This is a genomic window from Natronosalvus caseinilyticus, assembly GCF_017357105.1.
In the GTDB taxonomy this organism is placed as follows: Archaea; Halobacteriota; Halobacteria; order Halobacteriales; family Natrialbaceae; genus Natronosalvus; species Natronosalvus caseinilyticus.
This window is the reverse complement of the sequence record NZ_CP071596.1, coordinates 2647816-2674149: the sequence shown is the minus strand read 5'-3', so window position 1 is coordinate 2674149 and position 26334 is coordinate 2647816. Positions and strand designations below refer to the sequence as shown.

Genomic DNA, 26334 nt, shown 5'->3' with positions numbered 1-26334 from the left:
CTGCCTACTCGCTAGCGCGTGCGAGGGTAGCCAAGCGGCCAACGGCGGCGGACTCAAGATCCGCTCTCGTAGGAGTTCGTGGGTTCGATTCCCTCCCCTCGCATCGTAAGATGCGGAAGGTCCTGCGGTAGAGATCTTCCCTCGCAAAATCCTTCGGACCACATCGCCAGGGAGCGACGTCTCTCGACTCGAGCCGAGCAGACCCGTTCATCAGGTGCCTTCCTCGAACCGGGCAACCCCTCCACTCACGCGCCTTCTTCGAGCCGAGCGTACCGATTCTCGAATCGCTCCCGACACGATGGGCAACAGAAGTGGTAGGCGTCCCCACCGATAGTCGCCGATTCGCCCTCGCTGTCGACGGTGTTCCCACACTCCGCACAGGTCAGCGCGAATGCGGTTCCGCCGAGCGATGGGCGCCACTCGACGTCGTCCATCAGCGTGACGCGATACTCGGACGTGTCGTCGCCGAGCAACTCCTCGAGCCAGCGACGGACGTTCCGTCCCTCCGCGCGGGCGTAAAACCAGACGTTACCCTCGGCGGTCACGAAGAGGTGTTCGACCGCGTCGGCGTCACCGATCCGCTCTCTGAGCGAATCGACGTCCGCGCTCCCAACGTCGACCTGGACGAAGACGGGAACGCCTCCCCTGATCGTCGACCGGTCCACGTCGATCGTGAACCGGTTGATGACGCCGGCCTCCTCGAGGCGGGCGACGCGGTCGGAGACGGCCGGTCCGGACAGTCCGACCGTCTCTGCGATGTCGCTGAACGGGCGGCGTGCGTTCTCCCCTAGGAGCGACAGGATCTCCACGTCGATTTCGTCGAGCGTGTGCATACTCAGTCTAGCGATTCGTTCCCTAATAGCGCGTCGATAGGGTGCTATACTCGGGGTCCGTACGTGTCCGACCCTACGCGGGAATCCCCTCGTCTGTAGCCGGAGATAATTGCCTAAATACATCACTCATACACATATTATTTTTGGCGATTTTCAGAAAACGACGACTGTACGCCTCTTTACTATTTTCGGGTGAGGCGGGGTTCGTATGGTTCCCAGACCAGTCGATAACAGATGACAGAGCGTCCCCCCAAAGGAGTAGACGAATCGCCATCCGTCGTGTCGCGCCGGCAGGTTCTCCAGGGAACGGCGGGTGCCGGTCTACTCGCACTCTTCCCGACGGCGAGTGGTAGTGCTGACGAGACGACTGAAGTCGTCGTCCGCGCCGAGGACGTGGACGTTCCACTCGTCGCATCCGATTCCGTCGTCGACGAACTCGAGGCGACGGCCGAGCAGAGCCAGGCCCCCATCGTCGAGTACGTCGAGGAAACGGACGGCCTCGCGGTGAAGAACCGCTTCTGGCTCGCGAACGCGCTCCTCCTCGAGGTCGACACCGGCGTCGTCGACCTCGAGCAGGTGACCGCCCAGGAGGGCGTCTCGGAGGTTCACCCCAACTTCCGCTACGAGATTCCCGAGCCAGACGTCGGAACCGCCAGCGAGGAGACGGGCGACGTGACGTACGGCCTCGAGCAGATCGATGCGCCTGCGGCCTGGGACGCGTACGATTCACGTGGCGAGGGCGCCCGGATCGCGGTGCTCGACACCGGCGTCGATCCGACGCATCCGGACATCGACCTCGAGCCCGAGCACTTCGCCGAGTTCGACGGCGACGGCGAGCAGGTCGGTTCAGAGCCCCACGATTCGCACTACCACGGCACCCACGTGAGCGGGACGGTCGCGGGTGGAGACGCTTCCGGTACCGCGATTGGCGTCGCCCCGGACGCGACGTTGCTCGGCGGGCTCGTCCTCCCTGATGGAGGCGGGTCGTTCGCCCAGATCATCGGCGGCATGCAGTGGGCCGTCGAGGAGGACGCCGACGCGATCAACATGAGCCTCGGGATTACCGGCTACGTGGGCGAGATGATCGAGCCAGTCCGAAACGCGGATCGGGCAGGCACGGTCGTCGTCTCCTCGTCGGGCAACAGCAGGGTCGGAACGTCCGGGTCGCCCGCCAACGTCTACGACGCCTTCGCCATCGGAGCCTCCAACGAGGACGAGGCGATCGCCGAGTTCTCGAGCGGCGAAACGATCTCGACGGCGGACGACTGGGGGCACCTCGCTCCGGACGACTGGCCCGAGAGTTACGTCGTTCCGGACGTGTCGGCGCCGGGCGTGGACGTAACCAGCGCGTTCCCGGTCGACCACGCGAACGGCCCGTACCACGCGATCTCCGGGACGTCGATGGCGTCGCCCCACGTCGCGGGCGTCGTCGGCCTCATCAGGTCGGCGACTCTCGAGGAAGCCACGCCCGAGCGGGTGAAACGCGCCCTCGCCGCCACCGCCTGGAAACCCGAGGGCGAGTCGGATGACCCCGATATTCGGTACGGGCGCGGGATCGTCGATGCCTTCGCTGCCGTCGGTCGCGTCGCCGCCGATAGCGGCGTCACCGGGACCGTCACCGACTCCGACGGCGCCCCCATCGACGATGCAACTGTTACGCTCGACAGGTTCCCGGTCGAGACGAACGCCGACGGCGAGTTCCAGGTCCGGGCGATCCCCGGCACGTACGAACTGACCGCCGACGCGTTCGGCTACGCCGCCGACACCGTCACCGTCGAGGTCGACGACGGCTTCCAGTCGGTCGACTTCACGCTCGGCGACAGCCTCGCAATCGCCGTCGTCGACGGCCAGCCCGAGGGCCTCGAGGCCGGCGAGTCGTTCGACGTGACGGCCAACGTCGCCCACGTCGAGTCGGTCACCGTCGAGCAGGTCGGAGACTACGTCGGCGAGGCCTGGCTCGAGATCGACGGCGAGCAGGCCGCGTTCGGCGACCGCGTCGACTTCGAATCCGCCCGCTCGGACGAGATTACGTTCACCATCGGGACCGAATCCGACGGCGTCGGCAACCTCGAACTCGAGCACACCTTCGCGGGCCTCGGTGACTCCGTCACCGTCTCGACGGGGCCGACGTTCGTCTACGACGAGCCGGTTCCGATCGGGATCGTCGACGCCGGGAGCGGCTACGCGGCCGACCTCGAGGCGATTCTCGCCGAGGCGATGCACCCGCGATACCGGTTCGATCGACTCGAGCCCGCGGAGGCCCTCGACGCTGCCGAGAGTCACGAACACGAAGGCTACGTCGTGCAGAATTTGGGCGGCGACCCTGACCTCGTCGCCGACTTCGTCGATATGGCCTCGGCGCCCGAAATCGGTGCGGTGTACCTCGACCAGTTCGGCGAGGCGAGCGACGCCGTCTCGCAGGTGTCCGATGCGACCGGCGACCCGCGCGAGACGAGCGAGGTCGCCGCCCAGGTACCGTATCCGATCGCGTACCCGATCGAGTACGACGTTTCGGTAGCGCACCCCGTGTTCGAGGGAATCGCCGCCGACGGCGAGCGCGTCACCATCACCGAACCCGACCCCGTTTCGGTCGGCATTGGCGTGTACTACAGCGGGTTCCACAGCTACTTCGAAGGGTACAGCGGCGGTGTCGCCGGCTCGACGGTCGCCTCGACGGCCGTCGCGTCCACGGAGACGGGCGACGGCCTCGCGATCGACGACCTCTCTCGAGTCGCCCACGCGTCGTCGCTCGGCCTCGGGACGTTCGTTGACCGTGACGCCGTCACCGACGCCGGACGATCGCTGCTGGGCAACCTCGTTGCCCACGCCGCTGCGACGCCGCCGATCGACGTCGTCACCCCGCCGGCCGAACGGGTGGCCCCCGGCGAATCGGTTACCCTCGAGGTCGCCGTCGAGAATCTCGAGGAAATGGAAGTCGGCGTCACCGGACTGCAGTTCCTCGACGAGGGTGACCTCTCGCTCTCGATCGATGGAGAGCGCGTCGCCTTCGACGACCCGCTCGAGTTCGACGCCTACGACGGGACGGTCGAGATAACGGTCGACACGTCCCAACGGATCGGCGAGTTCGCGATCAGCACCCGATTCGTCACGCTCGGCGACCGGGATCAGGAGATCGAAACGGCGGCGACGTTCCGACCGACCACCGTCTACGAGTCGCCGCTGCGCGTCCCGGAGCAGGTCGACGACCTGCAGGCGGCCGTGGACTTTGTGCGCGAGGGCGACACCGTCGAACTCGCCGACGGCGTCTACGAAGTCGACACACCCGACCGAGGCTTCCAGACAGGCCTGTACGTCGGTACGCCCGGTATCACGATCCGGGGCGTCGACGGTGCGACACCGTCGATCGTCCACGAACGAGACCTCCCGGGGCCGCGCATTATCCACCTCGGTGCCGACGACGTCACGCTCGAGAACGTCGAGGCGAACGTGATCGACGGCGAGGTCGATTCGAAGAACGCCATCGGAACCGGCGTGCTCGCCGGTGATGGCACCAGCAATGTGACCATCAGGAACGTCACCGCGGCCGGGACATTCGGCGTCCAGCTCCACGAGACGACCGACGCGCTCGTCGAGGACGTCACCGCGTTTGGGACGGTCGTCGGCGTCGGCACCGACTCCGGGTTCTTCGGCACCGTCGACGGCGCGACGATCCGAAACGTCACCGTGACCGACAGTCCCGACTACTCGTTCCAGGGCGGCGTGATCGTCAACGGCGCGACCCGCGTCACCGTCATCGACTGCCACCTCGAGCACGAGGACGGCGACCAGGCTAGCGTGGCGCTCTTCGGCCCCTTCGACGGTGGCGAGGACTGCCGCATCACGAACAACACGATCGTCGGCCCCGACGAGGAACCCTATTCGGACGACCGGAACAACGGTATCTACGTCGACGGCGTCGATGTCGTGGTCGAGGACAACCATATCGTCGACTCCTACACAGGGATTCGAGTCGCAGAGTACGGGTTCGGTATCGACCCACCAGCGGTGAGCATCGAACGGAACACCATCGAAAACGCCGGGATCGGCTTCCGGCAGTTCGGCGACACGGCGCTGTTCGCGTTCAACGACGTCGGGGCCGCGACCGGTCTCGACCTCGGACCCGGCTACTTCGGCCTCGACGCCGACGCGGTCCTGGCGCGGTACAACGACCTCTCTGCCACCGACCTGCCGTTCCGCGGTGAACCCAGCGACGGGTGGAACGCCCCCGAGGGACCGTTCGACTGTCGCGAGAACTACCTCGGTGACCGGAGCTACGGCGATACGATCGTGGATGGCGACGTCGTGTACGACCCCTATCTGACCGTGCCGCCAGCGGACCTTGAGTCCGCAGACGTGGACGCGGATGCAGGAGCCCTCGCCGTCGACGCGATCGAACCGACGGAAATCGCGACAGACCTGTCCCTCGATCCGGGTGGCTCGTACGCCATCGGTTTCCCGGGACCGACCGATCAGACGATCTACGACGTCCTCGGCGTCGACGGGTACGGCGAGTTCGCCGGCGAAATCGAGATGTGGAACCACGACGCCGGCAAGTGGAAGTCGGTCACCGGCGACGGGAACCTGCAGTACGCCGACACGCTCTACGCGTTCAGGGTGACGCCAGCGGAAGGCGTACGCGCCGAGGTCCACTTCCAGCGAGCGGACGACCCGCCGGTCGGTCCGGACGGAACGCCGCCGGGCCACCGCGATTCCGACCTCGAGAAAACCCACCTCCAGGATGGCTGGAACTTCGTCGCTGCACCGGCGTACGGCGACGAGGAAGACGTCTTTGAGATGGACGTCGTCGACTCGATCGACGACTCGCTGCACGCACCCGGCGGGCAGATCGGCGACGGCCAGAAGACAGCCTTCACCGGCTACCTGGTCGAGGCGACGGACGATCACTGGCTGGACGCCGGGATCACGGCGTACGACCCGACGATGACGGAACTCTACGAAGGGCTCGGTCTCGACCCGCAGATTCACGCGAATCCCGGCCCCTCGGCCGACGCTGGCGGAATGGATCGGACGCTCGAGAGCGTGCTCGAGGCCCCCGGCGACGAGGAGATTGCCGTCAAGCGGGTAGCCGCCTTCGTCACGGAACGGCTCGCGACCGTCGACCTCGACGCCGACCTGGACGATGTCCTCGAGGAGTTCTCGACGACGGCGGAGACGACGGCCGCGGAGACACCGTCGGCGCACGCCGACCTCGTGGCGGAGGCGACGGATCTCGCGGCCGAGGAGGCCGTCGAGACGCTGATCCAGGCGGAGTTCCTCGACGAGGAGGGTGACGAAACGGACCCCGATCGAACCGTAGAGTCACACGCGGAGAAACGCGGGGGTTCGACGCTCTCGAGGATGCGACGATCGGTCGCCACGGACGACTGAGCATCCGGTTTGACGAATCTCCGCGGTGCCCTCGATTGGACGGGGCTCCGCGGTGCTATCGGTCGGTATAAACACCAAATCGCCCGTCGGTTCTCGAGTGACGAAGCGGAATCGTCGCATCGTGCGCAACGGAGGGTGTCCGTTCACGTTGCCGGAGCGCGTTCGCTTCTTTCGCGAAGTGGGTCACCGCCCATCCGTTCGCCGGCGTGTCTTATTACGCCTGAATAAACCAAAACTCTCGGTGATTGTTTTACGAGATTGTTAGATTAATCCTAGGGAATATTCTCATCACCCTCACAGAATGTAACCCAAAATAATATTACGAAATCTTCGAAAGGTGTGGTGTGGTTGATAATGAGTAACAGTGTGGAGCGGACGAATCGCCCGGACGACGAACTATCGGATTCTCGAGGGCACGGCCGTCGGGAGTTTCTTCAGACCACGAGCCTGCTCTCGCTCGGTTTGTTCCTGTCGGCCGACCCGACGCGGGGCGAAGGCTCCAGGCCAACCGTAATCCAGGCCGAGAAGCACCGATCGAATCTGTACACGCCGGAGCGGCGAAACGCGGCGCTCGAGAACGTCCAGAACTACACCTGGGCGGCCGACCGGCGAGCGTCGGCCGTCGAAACCGCGACCGAGTACCTCGAGACCTACGACGGGTTTGACGGACTGTGGCAGGCCGTTACCGGGCAATCCGTTCCCCGGAGCGTGGCGCTCTCCACGATGGCCGAGGGTGATCGCCCGCTCAACGACGCGGGCGTATACGAGTCGTTCGACGAGGTTCCGTTCGAGGCCGAGTCGACGCGACGGCCGTGGGAACTGATCGACTCGACCCCAGGCGTCGAGCGCCAGGACGTGACGTTCGCGACCGACGAACCGTGGACCGTCGTCGAACCCTCGAGCGGCGGCGTGTTCCCGACGAACGACTTCGCCGCCTACCGCGAGAGCGGTCTCGACGATCGCGGCGTCTTCGACCCGGACCTGGCCGACGACTCGCTGTTCGTCAACGAGCGACGGCCCGACAAACCGGACGACTGGGGCGTCGACGACGGCACTGGCTGGGTCGACGAGGACGGCTACCTCGGCGTCGAAGGCGCCCGCTACCACTTCGTGGCATACTACAACCGGATTTACCGCTGGGAGCAACTGCTCGAGGCGCTCAGGGCGTTTCGCGACGCGTACCTGTTCACCGAGGACGCCGAGTACGCGCGGGCCGGACTCGTCCTCTTGGACCGCATCGCGGACGTCTACCCCGAGATGGATCTGTCCACTCACCGTTATGACGACGGCTACGCCGGCGTCCACCAGTGGACCGGCCAGGGGAAAATCTGTGGCTGCGTCCAGGAGACGATCACCGTTCGCGTCCTCCTGAGCGCGTACGACGCGTTCCTCCCCGCGACGGACGACGCCGAACTGCTCGCGTTCCTGGACGAGCGGGCGACCGAGTACGAGATCGGCTCGAAAGGAACGGCCGACGACCTCCGCGAGAACGTCGAATCGAACGTCGTCCGAGCGGTGTTACCTGCCGTGAAATCCCACCAGATTCACTCGCCGTCGGGCGGTCACCGAACGGCGCTCGCGATGGCTGGGGCCGTCCAGAACGACCCTGATGGGTACACCGGTGACGTCCTCGAGTTTCTCCTTCGACCTGGTGAGCGGACCCACCGCGACGACGGCTCGTATTGGGGCGAGTGGGGCGTCACCGGCGGCAGCCTGCGCGCCGAACTGGTCGACGCCGTCGATCGGGACGGCAACGCGCCGGGATCGCCAGCGGCCGCCGAACGGGCGTATCGGGCGCTCGAGCGCGTGACGGCCGTCCTCGAGGGGTACGAGGGAGACAACGATCCGGCGCTGGCCGACCACCCGAAACTTGAACGAGCGGCCGGCGGCCGACTCCCGCAGGTGCTTCGCGAAGCGTACCTGCCCAGTATGGGGGCGATGGGACGAACCGGCACGCCGTGGCTGCCGATTGAGACCGAAGCGATGACGACCGCCCTGGAGTCGTTCGGCGACGGCCAGTTCGCGAAGGGGGCGTTCCTCGCGAACGGGTACGGGTACGACGACCTCCACGGCAGCATCTTCAGCCCGGACCCGGCGGGCACTGCGAAGGCGGTGCGCGAGGTTATCGACGCCGACGGGCCGCTGGAACTTTCGAGCACGAACCAGGCGGGAACCGGGTTCGTCGCGCTTCGGGACGGCGACCACTACATCCGCGGCGGCTACCGCGTCGTCGACCAGTTCCCCTCGATGATCGTCCTCGAGCACACGACCGACTACACCGTCTACAGCAACAGCGGCACGGTCCAGTTCGAGGCGGACACGGTGGGTCAGTCGATCACGTTCCAGTTCTCGATCCCGGTCGCCGAAACCTACGAGTTCAGCCTGAAGCCGTTCAGGTCGTCGGGGTACGGCACCTACGACGTGCTGATCGACGGCGAGCGGATCGCCGAGTACGACTTCTACGACGAGGTGACGGGCGCTAAAGAGTTCACCGTCCTCGCCGACGAGGTCGACCTCTCGAGGGGCGAACACCGGATCACGTTCGAGAACACTGGCAAGCGACCCGCCGCCACGAACTACAAAATGGGCGTCATCGAGTGCAAGTTCCTCGACGAGCGCGCCCAGCGCGAGGAGGAACTCGAGGCCGAACGCGGGAACACCCAGCGGTCGTTTGCCCTCCGGTACGGGGCCTCGACGCCGGACGGCCGGGGATCGGACCGGTCGTATCGCGACGCGTTACACTTGGACGTCCACGCCTACGGCGGCGACCTCGCGCCAGCCCTGGGCTATCCCGAGCACACCGGCTTCTGGCGAGATCCAGACTCGCCCGCCGAGTTGTCGGCGTGGCCGAAGGGAGAGCACTGGACGTCGAACACGATCAGTCACAACACTGTCGTGGTCGACGAGTCCCCGCAGTCGGAAACCGAGGGTGGGTCACCCCACCACTTCAGGGAGACAGATCGGGTACGCCTCGCCGACGTCGACTCGACGGGCGCGTACCCGACGACGAGCCAGTACCGCCGCACCACTGCGATGGTGCGGATCAACAACCACCACTCGTACGCGGTCGACTTCTTCCGGATCGTCGGTGGCGATGATCATCGCTTCAGTTTCCACGGTGCGGCCGAGTCAACCACGACGAGCGGGCTCGACCTCGAGGCCCAGGACGGCGGAACCTACGCCGGACCAGACGTCCCCCGACCAGTCTACGGCGAGGAATCCGCCCACGACCGGAGGGTCGGCAACGGCTTCGACTACCTGGACGCCGTCGTCCACGACGACGACCCGGACGAGCGATTCAGCGTCGACTGGGAGGTCACGGACGCACCGGGAGTCGTCCCTGACGAAGGGGATGCCCACCTCCGGCTGACGATGGTCGGCGACGTCGACGAGGTCGCGCTCGCGGACGGCCGGCCGCCTCGTCACACCGGGAATCCGTGGAGCCTCCGCTACGCTCTCGCTCGACGTCACGGGTCGAACCTCAAGAGCACGTTCACCTCCGTTATCGAACCCTACCGCGAGTCGCGAAACGTCGAGTCGATCGAACCGGTACCCGTTCACTCGGACGACGGCGTTGCGAGAGCCGTGCAGGTGACGCTGTCGAACGGCCGTACTGACTACGTCGCCTACGCACCCGGCGACTCGACCTGCCGGGTCGGGGACGTGTTCCGGTTCGAGGGGTTCCTGGCCGTCTACTCCGAGCGCGACGGGGTTGCGAAGTCGGCGTTCCTCGAGGACGGATCGATGCTCGCGCCCGCTCGCGATGGACCGCCACTGATTCGCGATCAACCCGACGCATTCGACGGGCACGTGGTGGACTTCACACGCGAGCCGTCGCGGACGAACGAAATTCAGGTCCGACTGACGTCGGAGCATCGACCCGACGACGCCGACGACCTCGTCGGCGAGTGGCTCTACGTCGAGACGGGAACGGGCGCCGAAGCGTACCGCATCGAGGGCGCGACGAGCGACCGGGGCAACCAGCTCACCCTGGATATCGGCGAAACGACGACCGTCGAGAGGTACGTCGATCCGTCGAATCCCGACGCCGGCTACGAGTACACGATCGAATCGGGCGCACCGATGCGCATTCCGCTATCCCACACCTGGGAACGCGTCGACTGACCGTTCGAAAACAACTACGAGAACTCACGAATGACACGAATTCGACCATTGACAGAGACGAAACACGACGGCATATTCGGCGACGCACCGCTCGGAACCGACGCGACCCCTCGCGACGAAAAACATCGACCCTACGTTGAACTACAGCGGGTACTCGACCACCTCGAGATGGCCGGACGGCTGTTCTCGAGGACGACGGTCGGCACGTCGAACCAGGGCTGGGACATCGACATGATCTCGGTCGGCCGCGGCGACACGGACGTCCTGTTCGTCGGACAGCAACACGGGAACGAATCGTCCGGGTCGACGAGCCTCGTCGCGCTCTTGCACTACCTCGCGAGCGGAAAGTCCGAGGCCCACCTGGACGACGTGACCGTTCACGTCGTCCCGCGGGCGAACCCGGACGGCGCGGAGATCGAGTTCCGCGGGAACGTCGATCCGGACGCGCCGGACCCGAATACCGACGAGGGCATTTTCACGACGACCTACCAGGGTCGTGGCTGGGATCCGAACCGGTATCACTTCCCCGACTGGACCGAGAGTCGCCTCTACAGGCACCACCCGGAGCAGTTCCCGGAGAATCCGGTTCCAGAAGCGCGGGCAGTAACCGAGGCCGTCGATCGCGTCGACCCCGAATTGTTCGTCGACATCCACGGGCAGGGCGAGAAAACGACCGATGACGGAGCAGCCGTCACGCACTCGGTGATGTGGCCCGTCCTGGGAGAAAAGCCGGTTCCCGAGGACGGACTCACACTGTCCAAAAAGATGTGCGTGCAGGTCTACGACCACCTCAGCCGATTCGATCGCGTCGTCAGCCGATATCCGGCGACGGCAGCGTATCCCGGCGTCGCTCACAAGGCGTATGGATTACAGGACAGAGGGAGCATCATCTACGAAGTCGTCGAACCGAAGTCGGTCGATCAGTATCGGACTCGAACGCGCACGACGCTGCCGTCGCTCCTCTCGCTGATCGGAACGGCGGCTACCGGTGACATTCACGATCGCGATCCCGATCGCGTCGAGGAAATCCCACACGTCAGGTGAGTGTTCCGGTCGGGTAGAACGGTGAATGGAGTGGTGAACCTCGTCGTTCGTGACAATCGCACGACGTACTACCGATTCGACCCTCCAGAAGTCTCGACGTGACCGTCGCCGTTTTCTGGTGTCACCACTTGGACTACGTGTTTTCTCGAGGACGTCGGTTTCGTTCCGTACACTACCGAATTCCAGCTATCGGCGTGTGAATCCGTAACTCTTCGCGAACTGGTTCCTGGTGAAGTGTATGTATTCCATAAGTTTCAACTATTACTCTGAATACTGAGAGAATAGTTTCCGTTCGACTCGAGTCCCGAGCAAACGAGACGTCAGCTAGATCGGGAGACTGTCATCGACGAGTGGGGTGTTGCTGAATCCCAGGCCGAACGGGTGAACAAATCAGATACGCCAACCTTGTTATGACTCCTTTGGGCGGGTTTTGACGGCCGTTTTGGACGGACGATTCAGGTCACTGTCTCCTGATTGCCGCATCCAGAATTCGAACCGTATTCGGATTACCGGGAGTGCGTCGAGGAGTATTTAAAGCTTTATTGCCATTTATAGGACTAACCTCAAACGGAGCGTTTTGCTCTGGTACGAAGCGAGCTATCACCATTCAAAGTATAAAGTAAATTCGATAAAACTGGTATGCAGTTACCCGTCCCGTCTCGTTCGACCGCTCGAGCGACCTCACTCGCGGGCGGTTCGAGCCAGCAATCGTTGCGCTTCGCCGCTAACCTCCGGGGTCCGCCTGTCGATCCCTTCGCCGGAGAGCACCTCGAGCGCTGTCGTCGTGAGCCAGCGGTGGGACTCCGCCCGAATGACGTTCAACAGGACGAAGAGTTCCGCCCGTCGGGTTTCGGGATCCCAGATCGACCGCTGCAGTCGCGGGTCGTTCGGCGCCGAGCGTGCCCGCGAGAGGTTCGCCCCGACGCCCGTGTGGAGCCAGTTGGAGTACCGTTCGTAGAACACCTGAACGGCGATTTCTTGCCAGTAGGCCTCGAGCGTCGCCGCGTCGGTGGTGATCTCGGCGAGACGGTTGAGGTACGACAGGTAATCCTCACGATCGCGAGTCAGTCCGAGCGGGTGAACGACGCCGTCGACGGTCTCGGTTGGAACGAGTTCGACAGCAACCGGCGTCGACCCGTCGAATTCGACCTCCAGAACGAGCCCCCAGGACGTGTTCTCCTCGTCGGCCATGCTGTCGAACAGGAAGTTGCCGAGGCTGTAGAAGATTGCCCCGTCGCCGTAGCGCTCCCAGCCCTGGGGGACGTGCGGGTGGTGCCCGACGACGAGATCGGCCCCGATGTCGACGAACTCCCGCAGGAGCCCCTGGAGCTGGGGAGCCGGGAACGGGACGTACTCCACGCCGCTGTGGGCGACGACGACCACGCTGTCGTACTCGCGATCGGCCGCACGGATGGCCTCTCGAGCGCGGCGATCAGAGAACCACGCCGCCCCGTGGCCCCGCTCGTCGACGAGGTTGAACTCCTGTTCGCAGACGTTGACGATCGCGGTCGACCCGTTGGGCCCGACCGCGAGCGGTTCGTACGCTTCATCGGGCGTCGAGCCAACGCCCACGGTCGCGAGGTCGGCGTCGTGAAGCGCCTCGAGCGTCGTCACGACGCCCTCGGGTCCGTAGTCGCGGACGTGATTGTTCGCGAGCGTGCAGACGTCGAAGCCGACGTCCGCCACGGTTTCGGCCGTCCCGTCTGGGTTCTCGACGCACGGCCCGCTCTTGTCGATCGGCGTCGCCGCATCGGAGACGATAGGGGCTTCGACGTTGAGGATCGAGACGTCGGCCGCGCCGATCCGTTCTCGAAGGGGCGACGACACCGTTCGGTCGGCGGTCGGTTCGTCGTCCCGGTTGAGTGCGCAGTCGCCAGCGACGACCATCGACCAGCGGTCACCGCCGGATCGGTCGCGATCCGTTACGAGGTCGAGGTCGATCACCGTTTCCAGGTCGTCGCTCAAGACGGTCGAGTCTTCGACACTCGAGTCCTTCGAACGATCGTCACTCGTACCTCTCGAGCCCTCCTCACTCATCGGCTTCCTCGTTTCCCTGGCCAGCGGTTTCGGGATCGATTCGGAACCGGCTCTCGAGCGATCGGACGTCCATCGGCCAACCGGTTTTTTCGGCTCGACCATATACCTTTGCTCGAGCGCGAGGTCAGGCCTGGTCGGCGATCCAGTCGAAGATTGCGTCCCGTCGGTCCGTGGAGAACGCCTCGGGCGACTCCTCGGATCCGCCGCCGAGACGGGCCTCGTGATAATCGAAGCTCAACAGGTCGTCCGGCGCGCGGACCTCGAGCGCCTCGGGCACCCCGTACAGGTCGTAGACGGACCGGGCCTCGGAGACGCACCGAAGGACGTCCGCCTGTGGATGGGTCCAGTCGAGCGACGGGGCTACCGCGAGCGTCGGTCGGGGTGTGATCAGTCCGAGCACCTCGTGGAAGTCGAACGGGACTCGCTCAGGGTCGTCCCGAAACAGCCCAAGACGGGGTTGGAGCCCGTGCATGTGCGACAGTCGGCCGATCACCGCGTTGGCTCGTTCGGTTTCGGAATCGCTCGTCCGGAACGGCGCGAACCCACCGACCGAGGCGACGCCGGCAATGCGCTCGTCGAGCGCCGCCGCGTACAGCCCGACGGTGGCTCCGAGGGAGTATCCGAGGACGAAGATCCGGTCCGAGTCGATGCACTCGAGCCCCGAGAGTGTCTCGACGGCGGCCAACGCGTCGTCGACCAGCTTGCCCATCTTCGACCAGTTCGGGTGGCGCTCGTAGAAACGTTCACCCTCCTCGATCCGGGTGCCGAAGCCGAGTTGGTCGTAGGCGTACAGCGCGAACCCGCGGTCGGTGGCCCCCTCGACTGGGACCTGGCCACGTCCGCCCGCTCCGGACCCGGTGTTGTAGGCGTAGGGATGCAACCAGACGATGGCGGGCAACCGTTCGTCCGGACGGTCACTATCGGTCGACTGCGGATAGTAGAGGTCGCCCTCGACACGTTCGCCGTAGGTGCGCGACGGCGACAGCCACCGTTTCTCGACGCCGTCCGGCGGGTCGGGTCGACCGATGACGTCCGCGAGGTAGTCCGGTTTCCCGCCTCGACCCGCCTCCTCGAGCGAGGACGCCGGCGGGTCCGACGCGCGCGGCGGTCGCTCGCCGAAGCTCCAGCGGATGCGGTCCCGGAGAGTCGATTTTCGATCTGCCCACTCCTCGATCGTCTCGGCTCGGGTACCATCGTCGAGCAGGGGGTCCTCGAGTCCGCGTTCGGGGAATTCGGCGACGTCGATGTCATCGGCCGCCGTCCGACACCACTCCTCGAACGAAAAGTCGTGGTAGAGCCGCGTCGGGTCGTCGTACTCGCCGCGTCCGAACGCGTCGTCGAAGAAGTCGAGGATCTGGTGAATATCTCGCGTGGTCCTGGCGTGACGACCCTGGCGATACTGCAGGGCGAGTCGGTCGCCGGCGTCCAGGAGGTCGTAGACTGAGTTGGCGGAGTGGTACACCTGCGCGACGGCCCACGCACTCGTCGTCCGCTCGTTCAGCGCCGTGTGGACCAGACAGGCGCGCGGCGCGACGAGCGAGACGAGGTGGTTGGCGTCGACGGGGAGGCGATTCTCCCGGCCCACGAAGAACCGCCAGCGCGGGTGGAACCAGCTGCGCCGAAGCCGCGCATGGACCGACATATCGCCGGCGTAGCAGTCGTCCCGATCGAACCGTGCTGGAACGACGGCGCCGCTCCCGGCGCTACAGGGGGCGACCGCGGCGATGCGGTCGTCGAACGCCGCGGCGATCAGCGACTGCTTGCCGTTTCGCGACGCACCCGTGATCGCAATCTGATCGTCGTCAGCCTCGGGCACCGTCTCGAGGTAGTCAACGACGCGATGGGCGGCCCACGCCCGCCGAGCGAGCAACTGGAAGTCGTAGTCGGGGTAGTACTCCCCGTAGTCGGCCGCGTCGTCCCGGGCGTCGGCCGCCGCGTAGACGACGGCCGCGTAGCCCCGCTGGAGGGCGAGCAGCGCCCACTTGCGGTGGTTCCACTGGGTCATGAACACCGGAAACGGCCCTTCCCCGTCCGGGACCATGAGTTCGAGGTCGAGCGTCAGGTCGTGGTTCGGACCGAACTCGAGGCGGACGTCGCGAATCGTTGCTCCCTCAACTGACCGAGAGTCGAGATCGCTCGCCCGAACGTTCCCCGGTGCAGGGGGCATCCGTCCGTAGAGCCAGTGCTCGAGCTGGTGTTTGTATCGATCTCGCTGCTGTTCCCACTCCTTGCGGGTCGTAACCTCGGCGTGGCGTTCCCCTCCAGGTCCGTACTGAACGAGGGGGTCGGGAAGTTCGGCGAGTGCCGGCAACCGCTCGAAGTCTGGTGGAAGTTCGCCGGTCCGTTCTTGCCACTCGAGCCAGCTGTCGTCGCGGTGAGAGACGCGAGGATCGGAGCCGTACTCGTCGGCCTCTGGCGCGAGCAGGGGGCGCAGTTCATCGAGATAGTCTCGTCGCCGTTGTCTCTCCTGTGCAGACGATGGCTGTCCGTGGATACGTTCGGGGTGTAGCGGGTAGTCGTCGGGAGGTGTGTCTGCTGGCATGGTGTCGGTTGGTTCGATGGGTACTGGTCGGCCTCGAGAGTGAACTACCCCTGCTTACTCACTCGCTTGTGCTCGTTCCTTGAGGCGGGGGCTTCCTGTTTCCACGACGCGACTTGCAGACATGGAAACCGAGTCCACAGCGGTCGCAGTCTTCACAGGCGTTGCTTTGGAGTGAACCACTCCTAGTTTCGACAGACCACGCGATTTCACGTTCAACGCGGCGTTCCAATCCCTATCCAACTCGAACCCACACGCGGGACACGAGTGTTCCCGAACCCACAGCGGTTTCTCGGTTTCTACGCCACACGACACACACTCCTTCGTCGTGCCTCGTGGGTTGACTTCCACGTAGTGCGTGCCGTGCTTCTTGCAGTGATGTTTGAGTGCCGAACGGAAATCACTCCAACCCACTTCAGCCTTGTTCCGAGCGTTGCCCTCCGACTCCAGCATCGACTTCACGTTCAAGTTCTCGACGAACACGGCGTCGTACTCCGTCGCGTAGAAATGCGCGAGTTTGTGCTTGTAATCGCATTTCTTGTTCGACATGCGAGCGTGAACCTCAGCAACGCGGAGGCGCTGTTTCTCCCAGTTATTCGACTCGTATTGCTTTCGGGAGAGCGAGCGCTGCTCGCGTTCCAGGCGCTCTCGCTCATCGACCAAGTCGAGTCGCCCGATGGAGCAACCGTCCGAGTCGTGGATGAAGTTGAGTACACCGAGGTCGAGACCTACAGTGTCTTCGGCATTGATATCATCTGGAGCGGGTTTCTCTGGCGTCTCCGTGCTGATGCAGAACGAGGCGTACCACGCCCCGGTGGGTTCTTTCTTCACCGTAACCTCTTTGATAGCGTCGTGTGCTGGAAGGTCTCGGTGGAGTCGGATTGGGATTTCCAGGGTGTCGCCGCGGACTTTTTTGAGTCGGAGAATTGCTCGGCCTCGCGGGCCACTCTTCTTGTCGAGTTCGAAGCCCGATTGCCGATACGTGAACGACCTGTACTCTCGCGGTTTCTTCCAGTTCAACGAGCCAACATCGTACCCTTTGGCTTTCAACTTGCCGAGGTTTTGGATGTTGGTTCGGATACGTTCGACAGCTTTCTGCAAGACGGTTGAGTAGACGTTGGTGAGTCCTGCCCACCAGTCTTTCCAGGCTGGCAGTTCGTCTCGGACGCTCCAGACGCGTTGTCGAAGGGTTCCGTCGTCTTCTGGTATCTGGTTGAATTCGTAGAGTGCGTGGTTATACACTTGTCGCACGATGTCACGAGTCCAGTCGAGGCTCTCGCGTTGGTCGGTCGTTGGGAAGAGCCTGTATCGTGAACTGTACTCCATGCGACTTGTCCTCTGCTAGTGGTTGTGGTTAATTAAATGTTCTGATTAGAATGGTTTGACACTCGTGCGGGGGCTTAGCGCCCTCTCTTTCAGCTAAAGTCATTGGGTCGGTTGGGTCGACGTCCTCGGACTGACGTCCTCAGATCAGTGTCCGCAGCTCGACGTCCTCGAGTCGAGGTATTCGGATCGGTGTCCGCGGCTCGACGCACTCGCCCACTCGAGCTCGGTGGATGTCCCGGTCTATCTCACTGGACCTGATGCCCGATCTCTATTTATTGTACCTATCGCACCTATTTATTCTATCGCACCTATTGTACCGTTCTCGAGCCGCCTACCCGCTCGCCGAGCGCCTGCGCGTGCTGTAGGATCCGTTCTTCGGCGTTCGGGTCGAGCGGTCCCGAAAACGTCGACCGACGGATCGCCCCCTCGCTCTCGTAGCCACCCTCGGCCCTCACTCTGGCCGTCGGCACGTACGTGAACTCGTCGTTCGCGTACCCGGCCATCCAGACCGGCCCCTCGAGGCAATCCTTCAATTGAATCCCGTACTCGACGAGCACTTCGCCGCCAAGGGCCACCAGCGTGAGGTCGTCGCCGAAGCCGAACGCCTGTATCGGATACGGGTGCTCGGTTCGAATCGCACCGGTCTCCTCGAGTTCGTCGAGGAGCGCCTCCGCACGGACGCGCAGGTGTCGTACGTCGCCTTTCCGCATCGCCTCGAGTTCGTCCCTGCTCGGCGGGTCCTCGAACTCGAGTTCACAGTCCTCGAAGCCGGTTCTGAGCGGCCCTCGAACCGGCCGTCTTCGGGACTCGATCGCCGCGCGGACGGTCGTGGCCATCGTGCGTCCGTGGTGTTTCGCCAGGTCGACGTCACCGCGGGGGTATGGATTCTGGTCGCCGGCACAACCAAGGAGGCAGAGCGCAGTGACTCCCGGGTATCGTTCCTCGAGGTATCGACGGGCGAACCCGGCCCAGTCGCTGCAGTACTTCGTGAACGAGAGGGTCGTCGTGTGACACGCGTAGCCGAACACGATGGCCGAAGGCGTCGCTCCGTCGGTTGGGTTGCCCCCTCTGTCAGTCCTATCGGGCCCGTCGTAGGGTTCGACGACGAGAACCGGAACCTCGTGATCGACCGGTCCATCAGGGTTTTGCTCGTGGGCGATTCCGTCCTCGACAGGCAGTCGTCGATTCATCGCGAACCCACACCGGGCGTGGCTGTGACTGAGCCGTACCGGTGCTCGGTCCTCGAGTGCCTCGCCGATCACGGCGACCAGTTCGTCCTCGAGTCGTTCGCGATAGTCGGCCGCGTTCGTTCGATATCGCTCGACGTCGTCGGCGTACATTTTCACCTTGAAATCCCGGAACTCGGGTCCGCAGTGGGTGTGCGTCGCCGCGAGCACGATGGCATCGGGATCCAGTCCGTATGTCGCCTCACAGCGCTCTGTGACCGCGTCTCGGATCGCTCTCGGAATGAACAACACGTCGGCGGAGACGATGGCCGCGAGCATTCCCGACTCGTCCTCGAGCGCCAGCGCCGTCGCCTCGAGGTCGTGTTCGACGCCCGTGGCAGGGTCGTCTCGCTTTGCGAAGCCTGCCATCCACATCGGTTGCTCGGGCGTAATGACGCGGGTAGCGGTGCCGGCTTGCCACCCGTACTGGCTCGGCGACGTATCGCGTGCGTCTCGTGGCATCGAAGATCGGTTATCGGTTCGGTCCGATCCCATATGGGTGTGGCGGCGTTTCGTGCTCGGAGTGCTCGAGGTGCTTGAGGCGCTCGGAGTGCTCGAAGCGTTCGGAACACTCGAGCACCAGTCCTCGGCCGTTAGTGAGCGGTCAGTTCAGGCTGACAGACTCACGAGACTGCTACTCCGTCTGCGTGGAGGCGCCCTGCTGCTCGAAGATCGACGCAATCTCCTCGGCAAATTCGACGGCCCGCTCCGGCAATCCGTACTTCTCCTCGGAGCGATCGATCGCCCGCATCTTCTCGACGAACTCTCGCCGATGGTCCAGGTCGACGATGGTCTCACGGACGTCGAACGTCACTCTTCCGTCCTCGTCGGTCTCGAGCCACGCCTGGGTTCGTTGCTTTTCGTCGTAAGTGACCGTGTACGTCTCGTTGCCGATCACGTCCACGATGGTATCGAGGTCACCGATCTCGAGGTCCTCATCGTCGGTCTCGAGGTAGACCGTTCCGCCTTCGAGCCGCGTTTCGTAGCGTTTCATACGTTGGCGTAGCGTGAGTCACGCAAAAGTACGTTTGGATCACCAGGCGGTCGACCGGTCTTCTTTTCGGTCTCAGATTAGGCGACCCATCTCCTACCACCCTGGTCAGCCGACGACGTCCTCGAGCAGTGCCTCCCAGAGGGTGGGAAGGCCGTCCCACTCGAGGAACGCCGGCGGCGCCCAGTGGGGCGCACAGTCGGTGGTGAACGCGAACGACCGTCCGTCCCCGTACGAGCCGACGGCGACCAGAGGATCGTCGCCGACCGTCGCCCAGACGTCTGCGTCGGCGTCGGCGACGACCCGGTTGTAGCCGAGGACGGCGGGCCACTCGTCGTCGAGGGTCGCTCCTGGAACCCCTTCGTTCGTCGGCCGAACGCCGGCCGGCGCTTCCACCCGGTCGTCGCCGGGACCGATCGAGACCGGCAGAACGTCGGCGAGCGCGGTGCGGTCGTACCGCGCCTGGCCGTTGACGCCCGCGAAACTCATGTAGCCGCCGATCATCCCCAGTGCGCCGCCGTCTTCGACGTACGACGCCAGGAGTTCACAGCGGTCGACGTCGGCCTCGCCCCGCCGGACCTGCGGCGTGAGCTGGAGGGTGTCAGCGCCGATGTCGCTCAGGATCACGAGGTCGTACGCCTCGAGTTCGGCCCGCGTGCGAGGGAACTCGCGGGTCGCGACGTGACAGGGCTGATAGGTCACCGACGCCCCCGCGACCTCGAGGGCTGCTACGAGGTGGTCCGGTGCTTCGTCGTAGGACGCCCCGGTGAGGACGTCCTGTCCCTTGATCTCGAAGGTGAGCAACTGCCAGGACTCACCGGCGAGGAGTACGTTCGTCATGGGTCGCTCGACACGAGGGAGCGTCCGGGTATCAAGCCACCGGTCGTTGGCATGCACTGATGTCAGTCGCCAGCTATCGACGTCAGTCCTCATCGAGTCGTTTTCGAGCGTCGAACACCCCACTTTCGTCCCTGTTCAGGGCGACGGCCGAATACTATGCCCCTGGCCGGCACCAAGACAACGTTTGGGCGCCTGGGACAGCACGTCCACGAACGAGCGATCCCACGTCGTGGTACCTGAAACGGTTTGAGGAGGCTCGAATTGGCCTCGAGTTCCCCGTCGACGGGGACTGCGCTAATCGGGCGATGACGACGGTCGCATCGGGTTCACCGACGAGGAGGCTAAGTTAGCCCTCCTGGCAGACGTATACCGTATCGGGATGGCGCTTTCGAAGATTGTTCGGCTAATCGTTTTGAATAGCAAAACAAAGGGTGAGATTTGGTCACAAACTGTTACAAGCCTACGAGAGTCACGTTTTGTTTCTCTGTGGCAGTCTTACTCGATAGAATGGGCGTAAGAAGGCGATAGTGACGTTCGCTCTCGAGCGTAAACAGTTGTTTACGTATGGTAAACAATATCCGGCTTTTTTTACGCTCGCTATTCGGTCGTGACGGCGTTTGCGACTACGGTCGCTCGAGAATAGTGCCAGCGAGGTCGACTCCGTCCGCCACTTGTGGTGACGAGTGTTCGATTTTGGAATCTCGAAACCACCCGTGTGTCGAGAGTGCCACGTCTCTCACCGCAACGTACATTACAACTTGCCACCATGAACAGGTTAGTAACGATGCAGCTATGCGAATCGGATCTCCCGCAGGTGAGCCTGACGTGATCCCTCCTGGTCCCCGAACCCGACACGAACCGTTCGAATCGAACACCGTCGGCAGGCAGACAGTGATGCTGACAACCGTCGCCCGCCACCAGTTGCGAACGATGCGGTGCAACAGGAACGATGACCGTCACCGCGACGCTTACACGGTCGAACGAACTGACGACCACCTGGAGGCAACGAAATGACGGAGCGAACCGTTGGCTACGTCGGACTCGACCACCACCACGCCGAGCCATATCTGCAGACACTCGACGCGCTCCAGGCAAAGGCGACGGTAACGTGCGCATGCGAACCGAACCCGGCTTTCGACCCGTCCACCGTCGACTCCCTCGTTGACGCCCCCGTCTACGACTCTCTCGAGGCATTGCTGGCGGCCGAATCGGTCGACGTGGTCTTCCTCACGCTTCCAAACCGCGATACGCCCGACGCCATCGAACGGGCGCTCGACGCCGGGGTCGACGTCTACACGGAGAAGCCGGCAGCCCGCCAAGTGGCCGACCTCGAGCCCGTGCTCGAGCGGGCCGCCACCGCCGACGAAACCGTCTGCGTGTCGTATCCGTGGCAATCTCACCCGATCGCTCGAGACCTCCGTGGGCTGGTCGAAGACGGCTTCTTCGGCGACGTCCGCGCGTTCGAGGCGCGCTACGTCGCCTCCCAGCTGTCGTTCCGGGACACCGACCACTTCATCTTCGACGAGGACGCGAGTCGCGGCGGTATCCTCCAGTGGCTCGGCATTCACTGGCTTCAGCTGATCGACTCCCTCCTCGAGGAACCCATCGTACGCGTCAACGCGAACATGGTATCGGGTACCGAAGGGGTCGCCGTCGAGGACGTCGCGACGCTCCAGCTGGAGACGGCCGACGGGGCGATCGGGACGCTCCACTGCGGGTACCACCTCGGCGAGGGTGTCTACGACACCAGGTTCGACCTGTACGGAAGCGACGGACGAGGAAGCTGGGACCCGATGGGGCGGGAGTTCGGGTTCGACGGCGAGACGACGCTCGAACTCGACGACGCGAGCGGCGAGTGGGCGTGTACGCCTCACCGGACGATCACCCACGAGTACGACCCGGCACCGGGCTACGGTGGGTCGTGGGGCAAGGAGTTCGTCGAGGCGTTCTTCGAGGCCTGCGACGGCAAGCGCGATCCGCCGGTTTCGCTCGAGGACGCCGCTTCGGTCCTCCGGGTTCTCGACGCTGCCTACGAGTCCGCGGAGACGAGCGAGTGGATCGACGTCGATACGGACGCTTCCGCGACGTAGCCGCCCTCGAGGCCACCGCCACGCTTATAGGACGGTCGCCGGAACTACGATTCGTTACACCATGAGCGACTACACGGTTGGAATCGTTGGAACCGGGCCACATCCCGAGGGCTCGGATCACGACGGCTACTCCATGGGTCACCGCCACGCGCGGAGTTTTCGACGGGCCGACGGCTGCCAGGTGGCCGCCTGCGCGGACATCGTGGCCGATCACGCGGCCGCGTTCGGGGACGAGTTCGGTCTCGACGACGACCAGGTCTTCACGGACGTCCAGGAGATGCTCGACGGGGCGACCCCCGACGTCGTCAGCATCTGCACCCCGCCGTCGACGCACGGGGCGCTGGTCGAAACGTGTGCCCACCACGAGTCGGTGCAGGCGGTCCACTGCGAGAAGCCGATGGCCGAGACGGTCGGGGAGAGCCGGCGTCTCGTCGAGGTCTGTGAAGCCGCTGACGTCCAATTGACGATCAACCTCCAGAACCGGTGCAGCGACGCCGCTGGCGAGATCAAGCGGATCATCGAGGACGGGGCGATCGGCGACCTCGAGCGCGTCGAGATCGGTCGCCAGGACCTGCTCCAGACGGGGCTCCACCACGTCGACCTCGCGAACTACGTCCTCGGCGACGAACCGGTTGCGTGGGTGCTCGGGCAGATCGACTACCCGGACGAGCACGTCTGGTACACGAACATGCCGTCCGAACGCCAGGGGCTCGGCATGTGGGCGTACGAATCCGGCGTTCACGCGCTCTGTTCGACGGGCGCAGGTGCCGAGGCCGTGGGCCCCCACACCAATCGCTTCGTCGGGACCGACGGCGAGATTGAGTTCCAACTCGGAGACGAGTATCGCATTCGAACCGACGGCGAGTGGCAGACCGTCGAAGTCGGCGGCGGCCCCACCCAAGACGCGGCCATCGTGACGCTCCTCGAGGCCCTCGAGACCGGCGAGGAACCGATTATCAGCGGCCGACGAGCGCTCGGGTCGACGGAGATCGTCTTCGGCATCTGGGAGTCGGCGCGCAAACGGGGACGCGTCAGTCTTCCGCTGGACATCGAGGACAATCCGCTGGCTGCGCTCATCGAGTCAGGGGAGTTGCCGCCGGACGAGTGAGTGTGTGAGTACGCGAGTGCGGGAGTATTCGTATGAGCGAGCCGAGCGACGAGGGGAATGACGGGCCAAACGAGCGATGGCATACCAGGGCGAGACACCCTTCGAGCGGCGACCGACCGCGTACCCTGCCGCTCCCCCTATCTCTTTGGTGGCGGGGTCACAGTACCCACACATGGAGTACCGACGACTGGGCTCGACCGGACTGACGGTGTCGCCGCTGTGTCTCGGCACCTGGCGGTTCGGCAAGGAATCGAACGGGACGCTCGAGACGGATCGCGAGACCGCACACGACCTGCTAGACGCGGCCTGGGAGCAGGGGATCAACTTCGTCGACACGGCCAACAGTTACGGCGGCGGAAGGAGCGAACGCTGGATCGGCGAGTGGCTCGCCGACCACGACCGCGAGGATTTCGTGATCGCGAGCAAAGTGTGGTGGCGAACGCGTGGCGTGCCCAAGACGAGCCTCTCGCGGAAGTCGATCCGCTCGGAGATTCAGGACACGCTCGAGCGACTCGGCACGGACTACCTCGACGTCTACTACATCCACCGATTCGACGACGGGACGCCCCTCCGAGAGACGCTGCGAACCCTCGACGACCTCGCCCGAGAGGGCACCGTCCGCTACCTCGGGGCGTCTGCGGGCGCCGCCTGGAAGCTGACGAAGGCGCTCTGGGAGAGCGACCGCGAGGACCTCGAGCGATTCGAGATCACCCAGCCGCGGTTCAACGCCGCCTACCGGGACGAGGTCGCCGACTACCTCGACGTCTGTGCCGACCAGGGCCTGGCTGTCTGTCCGTACTCGCCACTCGAGGGCGGCTTCCTCACGGGGAAGTACGACCGCTACGGCGAGGCACCCGCCGGATCGCGGGGCGACCTGGAGGGGTGGAACGACCGGTTCGACGAGCGTCAGTGGCGCGTCCTCGAGGTCGTCCGGTCGGTCGCGACCGAGACCGGGGCGACTCCCGCGCAGGTCGCGCTCCGGTGGTGTATGGCTCGCGACCGGTTTACCTGCGTCCCTATAGTCGGCGCCCGGACGGTCGACCAGCTCGAGGAGAACGCGGGGGCGGTGGACCTGTCGGTGACCGACGACCAGCTGGACCGTATCACGGACGCCTACGCCGACGTGGAGGGAGCGCGATGACGATTCGCGTCGGCCTGTGTACGATCTCGGCCAAAGGGCGCTCCCTCGAGGAAGTCCTCGATCTGGCCGCTGAGGCCGGGTACGACGGCGTCGAACTCTGGGGCCGCGATCACGTCGGTGACGGCTCCGAGGCGACTTGCGAGCGGATCAACGAGGCGACGAGCGCTCGCGGCCTCGAGATTGCCTCCCATGGCTCGTACCTGCGCTGTGGCAGCGACGACTTCGCCGCCGACCTCGAGCACGAACTCGCGGTGACCGACCGCCTCGACACGGATATCATCCGAGTCTGGGCGGGTAGCCAGGAGTACGGTGATCACGACGAGGATCACTGGAATCGAGTCGTCGCCGATCTCGAGCAACTGACCGAGCGCGCCGCCGACTACGACGTGCAGATCACCGTCGAGAAGCACAACAACACGGTCACGCACACCCGCGAGGGCGCCAGACGGCTGATCGAGACGATCGACGACGAGCGCTGTTGCCTGAACTACCAGCCGGGCTTTTCGATTCCAGCAGCCGAACTCGAGCGCGAGGCCCAGGAACTCGCGCCGCTCTCGAATCAGCTTCACCTCCAGACGACGCGTGAGCGAACCGAACGCGCTCGCGCCCCGCTCGCGGAGGCGTACTACGACCTCGAGGCGATCCTCGAACCGTTCCTCGAGGGCGGGTTCGACGGCTTCGCGAACGTGGAGTTCGTGACCGACGAGCGTCCCTACCGGGAGGCGATCGAGGCCGACCTCGAGACCGTCCGATCCATCGTCTCGACGGGACGGTAACGTATTTGACGCTCCAGTGTTTCGTACCGGACAACGAGAATGCACGCACTCCGAGTCGCGCTGTTGAACGCCTCGTACAACGACGAGGCGACGGCGCGGAACTTCGATCGAGACGTACGAGCCGAGGTCCACTCGTTCGCGGTGGACGAAGGCGAACTCCCCGACACCTACGACTACGACGCCGTGATCGTCAGCGGGTCTGGCGCGTCGGTCTACGGCGACGAACCGTGGATTCCGCCACTGCTCGAGTGGGTAGACGAGGCGATCGATCGCGACCTTCCCGTGCTCGGCGTCTGTTTCGGCCACCAGTTACTCGCACACGTCCTCGGCGGCCGAGTCGAACCGATGGGGGAGTACGAAATCGGCTACCGGGAGATCGAACGCGTCGGCGATTCGCAGTTGCTGTCGAGTCTCCCCGACCGTTTCCTGGCGTTCACGACCCACTCCGACGAGGTGACGAAACTCCCGCCTGGAGCCGAACTCACCGCCGAGAACGACTACTCGATCCACGGCTTTCGCGCCGGCCACGTCTTCGGCGTCCAGTTTCACCCGGAGTACGACCGCGCAACCGCCGAACGGATCACCCGCGAGAAGGACCTGCCCGAGGAACGAATCGCCGCCGTCCTCGACGGGATCACCGAAGAGAACGTCGTCACGGCGGCTGACGCCAAAGTGCTGTTCGACAACTTCCTCGAGTACGTCGAGTCGCTGTCGGCCGAGCGGCCGACGAGCGAATCGCGAGCCTGACCGTTTTTCGAGCGTTCCTTCGTTTCAACGAACCTCGCTCGAGTACTTCGCCGTTCCACCCGAACACCGCTCGAGCGCCATACTGTTCCAGCGAATCCTGCTCGCTCGAGCGGTGGAACAGGC

The 26334-nt window shown here is 64.5% G+C and carries 15 protein-coding genes and 1 tRNA gene; 9 read left to right on the top strand and 7 right to left on the bottom strand.

Annotation, left to right across the window (positions count from 1 at the left end; translation table 11 throughout):
• Positions 1 to 20: 20 nt before the first annotated feature.
• Positions 21 to 103, top strand: a tRNA-Leu gene (locus J1N60_RS12735).
• A 142-nt stretch (positions 104 to 245) separates the two neighbouring features.
• On the opposite strand, the gene J1N60_RS12730 is transcribed toward J1N60_RS12735, so the two are convergent.
• The gene (locus tag J1N60_RS12730; RefSeq protein ID WP_312907949.1) at positions 246 to 833 is read right to left on the bottom strand and encodes an AsnC family transcriptional regulator; all 588 of its coding nucleotides are present in this window, start codon (positions 831 to 833) and stop codon (positions 246 to 248) included.
• A 234-nt stretch (positions 834 to 1067) separates the two neighbouring features.
• Between J1N60_RS12730 and J1N60_RS12725 the strand changes: the two genes are divergently transcribed.
• From J1N60_RS12725 to J1N60_RS12715, 3 genes are all read left to right on the top strand, one after another.
• Positions 1068 to 6221 (top strand): S8 family serine peptidase, encoded by a 5154-nt coding sequence (locus J1N60_RS12725; RefSeq protein ID WP_312907947.1) that lies wholly within the window; start codon positions 1068 to 1070, stop codon positions 6219 to 6221.
• Between the two features lie 354 nt (positions 6222 to 6575).
• On the top strand, positions 6576 to 10346 hold the full coding sequence (locus J1N60_RS12720) for a carbohydrate-binding protein (protein ID WP_312907945.1): 3771 nt from the start codon (positions 6576 to 6578) through the stop codon (positions 10344 to 10346).
• A gap of 30 nt (positions 10347 to 10376) precedes the next feature.
• A complete protein-coding gene (locus tag J1N60_RS12715; protein ID WP_312907943.1) occupies positions 10377 to 11390 on the top strand; it encodes a M14 family zinc carboxypeptidase in 1014 nt (337 codons plus the stop codon).
• 681 nt (positions 11391 to 12071) lie between these two features.
• On the opposite strand, the gene J1N60_RS12710 is transcribed toward J1N60_RS12715, so the two are convergent.
• The 6 genes from J1N60_RS12710 to J1N60_RS12685 form a co-directional block, all read right to left on the bottom strand.
• On the bottom strand, positions 12072 to 13427 hold the full coding sequence (locus J1N60_RS12710) for a CapA family protein (protein ID WP_312907940.1): 1356 nt from the start codon (positions 13425 to 13427) through the stop codon (positions 12072 to 12074).
• A gap of 124 nt (positions 13428 to 13551) precedes the next feature.
• A complete protein-coding gene (locus J1N60_RS12705) occupies positions 13552 to 15969 on the bottom strand; it encodes an alpha/beta hydrolase (RefSeq protein ID WP_312907938.1) in 2418 nt (805 codons plus the stop codon).
• A 54-nt stretch (positions 15970 to 16023) separates the two neighbouring features.
• Positions 16024 to 17292 (bottom strand): RNA-guided endonuclease InsQ/TnpB family protein, encoded by a 1269-nt coding sequence (locus J1N60_RS12700; protein WP_312907936.1) that lies wholly within the window; start codon positions 17290 to 17292, stop codon positions 16024 to 16026.
• Positions 17293 to 17600: 308 nt separating this feature from the next.
• Complete coding sequence (locus J1N60_RS12695; RefSeq protein WP_312907934.1) at positions 17601 to 18980, bottom strand: neutral/alkaline non-lysosomal ceramidase N-terminal domain-containing protein; 1380 nt, start codon at positions 18978 to 18980, stop codon at positions 17601 to 17603.
• Positions 18981 to 19152: 172 nt separating this feature from the next.
• Positions 19153 to 19512, bottom strand: a complete 360-nt coding sequence (locus tag J1N60_RS12690) for a hypothetical protein (protein WP_312907932.1) — start codon at positions 19510 to 19512, stop codon at positions 19153 to 19155.
• Positions 19513 to 19617: 105 nt separating this feature from the next.
• Complete coding sequence (locus tag J1N60_RS12685) at positions 19618 to 20349, bottom strand: glutamine amidotransferase (protein ID WP_312907930.1); 732 nt, start codon at positions 20347 to 20349, stop codon at positions 19618 to 19620.
• A gap of 1010 nt (positions 20350 to 21359) precedes the next feature.
• Here J1N60_RS12685 and J1N60_RS12680 point away from each other — a divergent pair.
• The 5 genes from J1N60_RS12680 to J1N60_RS12660 all read left to right on the top strand — a co-directional run bounded on the left by J1N60_RS12680 (position 21360) and on the right by J1N60_RS12660 (position 26211).
• On the top strand, positions 21360 to 22439 hold the full coding sequence (locus J1N60_RS12680; RefSeq protein ID WP_312907928.1) for a Gfo/Idh/MocA family protein: 1080 nt from the start codon (positions 21360 to 21362) through the stop codon (positions 22437 to 22439).
• 61 nt (positions 22440 to 22500) lie between these two features.
• Positions 22501 to 23547, top strand: a complete 1047-nt coding sequence (locus J1N60_RS12675) for a Gfo/Idh/MocA family protein (RefSeq protein WP_312907926.1) — start codon at positions 22501 to 22503, stop codon at positions 23545 to 23547.
• A 172-nt stretch (positions 23548 to 23719) separates the two neighbouring features.
• Positions 23720 to 24688 carry an aldo/keto reductase gene (locus J1N60_RS12670; protein WP_312907924.1) on the top strand — a complete coding sequence of 323 codons (969 nt, stop codon included), beginning with the start codon at positions 23720 to 23722 and terminating at the stop codon, positions 24686 to 24688.
• The gene (locus J1N60_RS12665; protein WP_312907922.1) at positions 24685 to 25464 is read left to right on the top strand and encodes a sugar phosphate isomerase/epimerase family protein; all 780 of its coding nucleotides are present in this window, start codon (positions 24685 to 24687) and stop codon (positions 25462 to 25464) included. The genes J1N60_RS12670 and J1N60_RS12665 overlap by 4 nt, the downstream gene beginning before the upstream one ends.
• Positions 25465 to 25503: 39 nt before the next feature.
• Positions 25504 to 26211, top strand: coding sequence for a type 1 glutamine amidotransferase (locus J1N60_RS12660; protein WP_312907920.1), 708 nt, complete (start codon positions 25504 to 25506; stop codon positions 26209 to 26211).
• Positions 26212 to 26334 lie beyond the last annotated feature (123 nt).